2 protein-coding genes are annotated in these 1,328 nt (G+C 68.4%); both read right to left on the bottom strand.

Features of this window, described 5'->3' with window-relative positions; all coding sequences use genetic code 11:
• Window positions 1-74 precede the first annotated feature (74 nt).
• Window positions 75-1,112 carry a branched-chain amino acid ABC transporter permease gene (locus tag ACSFA3_RS23675; protein ID WP_435507858.1) on the bottom strand — a complete coding sequence of 346 codons (1,038 nt, stop codon included), beginning with the start codon at window positions 1,110-1,112 and terminating at the stop codon, window positions 75-77.
• A partial coding sequence (locus ACSFA3_RS23670) for an ABC transporter permease subunit (RefSeq protein WP_435507857.1) occupies window positions 1,109-1,328 on the bottom strand: 220 nt, incomplete at its 5' end. The genes ACSFA3_RS23675 and ACSFA3_RS23670, both read right to left, overlap by 4 nt.

Here is a 1,328-nt window from a genome sequence, read left to right as displayed (position 1 = left end):
AGGATCTCGCCGCGTCGCACTTCGAGGCTCACACCGCGCAGCGCGTGCACGCCCTTGAAAGACTTGCGCACGCCCTAGGCGCGCAGCAGCACTTCGCCGGTGATGCCGGCGGGCTTTTGCACTTCATCCGCCACGGCCACATGGACCGGCGCGGACGAAGCAGCAGGCGCACCGCGCCGCGCGTTCCACCACTTCAGCGCCTGCCCCAGCAAGCCTTCCGGCATGAAAAGGATCACCACGATCAGCACCAGCCCCGTCAGGCCCTTGCCGATGATCGCGCTGTCGCCGCCCGTGAAGGCATAGAGCAGCAGCGTGATCGCCGTCGCACCGACGATGGGCCCGGCCCAGTGGCGCGTGCCGCCGAGCACCGACATCAGCACCACCGTGAGCGGCATCGCGATGGTGAAGGTGTCGCCCGTGGTCACGTACGACACGAAGAGCGCATGCACGCCGCCCACCACGCCCGCCAGCCCGCACGAGAGCGCGAAGGCGCCGAGCTTGAAGCGGTACGTGGGCACGCCCATCACCTCGGCCACGTCCTCGTCGTCATGAATGGCGAACAGCCCGGTGCCGAAGCGCGAGTGGTACACGGCGAGCGACGCCAGCACCGTCAGCACTGCTACGCCCAGGGCCAGCAGATAGAAGGTGCCCGAGGCCGTCGGCCCGATCTGCGGCACCGCCACGGCGCTCATGTACACGCCGGGGCCGCCATCGATGGGCGTGTTGAGGATGATGGTCGCCACCACGAAGGTGGCGGCCAGCGTCAGCAGCGAGAACAGCTCGGCGCGCACTGCCTGCACGCGGAACGCCACGGCGCCCAGCAGCGTGCCGAACAGCGCAGCCACCACGGCGGCGGCCGGCAGCGTCCAGAGAAACGGAATGTCGAAACGCGTCGCCAGCGTGGCCGTGGTGTACATGCCGATGCCGAAAAACGCGCCATGCCCGAACGAGAAATACCCCGAGTAGCCCGACAGCAGGTTCCACGAAGTGGCCAGCGCCACCCAATGCAGCACCAGGTACAGGATCGATTCGTAGAACGCCGGCAGCCCGAGCCACGGCACCACAGCCAGCCCCGCGCCGGCCGCAAGAATCAGCAGGAACGAGCGCTTCATGCCACCCTCCCCGGCCGCACCAGCAGCACGAACATCAAGAGCGAGAACGACACCAGCGGCGCCCACGACGGCGCAGTGACCGTCATGGTCACGGCCTCGGTCACGCCGATGATGCAACCCGCGATCAGCGGCCCGAGCGGGCGGCCGAGCCCACCCAGCATCACGGCCGCGAACACCACGCCGATCCACGCATAGATCTGCGAGGGCGACAGCGTG

The organism is Variovorax glucosi, assembly GCF_051216695.1.
Taxonomy (GTDB): domain Bacteria; phylum Pseudomonadota; class Gammaproteobacteria; order Burkholderiales; family Burkholderiaceae_C; genus Variovorax.
Note: the sequence above shows the minus strand (reverse complement) of the source record. Positions and strands in the feature narration are given on the sequence as shown.

Bases quoted from the DNA above. Each gene is read 5' to 3' on its own strand.
- ACSFA3_RS23675 (WP_435507858.1), bottom strand. From the start codon at position 1,112: ATGAAGCGCTCGTTCCTGCTGATTCTTGCGGCCGGCGCGGGGCTGGCT.